Consider the following 2,521-nt stretch of genomic DNA (forward strand, 5'->3'; position numbering starts at 1 on the left):
GATTTTGGATCGTCGTACTTGAGTCCCGCCTCATTCTACTTCTTATTCTTTTTAACCAAAGCAATGACTGCCGCAACTAACCCAGTTCCAATGAATCCCGGCCAAACTGTTGTAATCATGTTTGTCCGCGGATATTGTTTCGCTTGGGCTGTTGGATAGACCTTTTTACTTACTGGTATATTCGTTGTTCCCACAGGTGTTGGTGCGGTTGCGTCTTTCAAAGTTAGTCCTTTGATCGCTGCTTGCAGTTTAGCCAATACCTGTTCGGTTTTGAGTGGATCAGGATTGACCTCTTTTAATAAATCCTCGGCAGCCTTTTTCGCTTCTTGGTAATTCTTCCAGCTGTCTTCGGTGTAATCCTGTTCCTTACGATTCTTTTGATTTTCCTCTTTTAGAATGTCTTCAATGACTTCTATTGTCTTGATTTTTTCCCATTTAGCAGTTAGGGTTTTGTCGCCGATCGTTCCTTTTGGCAGTTCGGTCACTTTTGTCTCGCCGTCATACCAGCCTAAGAAGCGATAACCGATTCGTGCTGGTTCTGGTAATTTAGCGACAGAATTCTCAGTGGTGAACGAAATCGGATCAATTGCGCTACCACCTGCACTGTCAAAGTTCACCTTGTACGTAATTGCTTCATATTGCGCCATTAACCGCAAGTTTCCGATCGTTCCTGCTGCCAAACTGCGAACGATGGCGTCATTGCTTTGTGTACTGCGGTTTAATTTCTCTTCAGAAACCAACCAGCCCAAGAAACGATAGCCCGCTCGTTCTGGTCCGTCGGGTAAAGGAATCGATTGATCGGAAATCGTATAGGTGATCGGACTAAGCCCTTCATCCGCAAAAGTAATCGTGTAGGTAATTGCCTCCCATTTCGCGGTCAGTGTGCGATCACTCGTTCCACCAATTGGGATCTCAGTCACTTGATTTTCACCTTCGAACCAGCCCATAAACTTGTAGCCTTTTCGGGTTGGCGTTGGCAAAGATGAAATTTTTTCTTCTATTGTATACGACATTAGATCGATGGCATTGCCGCCGGCGCTGTCGAAGGTCACTTTATAGGTTACTGGCGTCCATTTCGCAATCAACGTCCGATTACCCGTTTCGCCTTCCTTAATATTCGTTACCTTTTCTTTTCCGTCATACCAGCCATCAAACGTATAGCCAGAACGGGTTGGCGTTCCAAACGAGTCGATTCCTTTTTCGATCGTGTAATTCTTACTGGTAGTGGGCTTGCCGTCTTTAGTATCAAAAGTAACGGTATAAGTGATCGGGTTCCACTGCGCATAAAGCTTAACCTGTGCACCGTCTGTTTTGGATAAATTTTTGACCGCTTCTTTATCTGAGTAACTGTCTCCACCGCCACCAGATTCTTTATTCCAGCCGTCAAAATCATAGCCTTTACGAGTAAATTGATTGGCAGGCAGCAGTAGCTCTTCATCGACAGACAACTCCTGATCGCTCATAGTTCCTTCGCCGTCGTTAGGATCAAACTTGATCGTATATCTAGCCTTCCGCCATCTTGCGGTCAACTCGACAGGTTCAGTGATTTGCTTATCAAAAGTGAACGGTACACTATTAAGCGTCCAGTCATCAAAAATTAGGTCTCCCTTTGTTCCTTTATAGTCAGGGGCATCCGCTAATTTACCTTCAAAAATATACTGAGGATCAGGTGTATTGCCACTTCCACCATTTAGATTAAAGGAAACCTCGTGTTTTTTCTGAATGGTGTATACATGATTTTTAGATGCTCCAGTTAAATTATTATGTGCAGTCGTAAAATCAGCGGTTGAATCATAATCCGCTTTATATTCATCCTTCACCCAGTGATAAGTCGTTTTTCCTGAGTTAGCGGGAAGGCCACGTAAAGAATGACCGCTCTGAAACTCAAAGTCTGAAGACAGTGTAAACTTTGAAAGGTTGTCGCTGCCATAAAACATCCCACCCATATCCAAAACATTGCTCGTATTCCAGCCGGTTAAGTTTAGGTCTTGCAACTGACTACAACCACGAAACATCGCAAACATAATCTGAACTTGGCTCGTATTCCAGTCGGATAGGTTTAACTCTTTCAACTGACTACACTCATAAAACATAGAGTACATATTAACTACTTTGCCCGTATTCCAGCCGGTTAAGTTTAGATCTTGCAACTGAGTGCAAGCATAAAACATCATGCTCATATCCTGAACTTGACTCGTATTCCAGTCGGATAGGTTTAAGTCTTCCAACTGACTACACCCACTAAACATACTGCCCATATTCTCTACTTTGCTCGTATTCCAGCCGGATAAGTCTAACTTTTGCAACTGACTACAACTATAAAACATAGCGTTCATATCATATACTTTGCTCGTATTCCAACCAGATAGATTTAACTTTTTCAACTCACTACAGTCTGAGAACATAGTGCCCATATACTGAACTTGGCTTGTATTCCAACTGGATAAGTTTAAGTCTTCCAACTGACTACACCCACTAAACATACTGCCCATATTCTCTACTTTGCTCGTATTCCAGCCGG

The 2,521-nt window shown here is 43.0% G+C and carries 1 protein-coding gene; it reads right to left on the reverse strand.

Annotation, left to right across the window (positions count from 1 at the left end; translation table 11 throughout):
• Nucleotides 1-35 precede the first annotated feature (35 nt).
• A partial coding sequence (locus A5875_RS23655; protein ID WP_176244657.1) for a BspA family leucine-rich repeat surface protein occupies nucleotides 36-2,521 on the reverse strand: 2,486 nt, incomplete at its 5' end.

The sequence above is a fragment of the Enterococcus sp. 3H8_DIV0648 genome, assembly GCF_002140655.1.
GTDB classification, from domain to species: domain Bacteria; phylum Bacillota; class Bacilli; order Lactobacillales; family Enterococcaceae; genus Enterococcus_A; species Enterococcus_A hulanensis.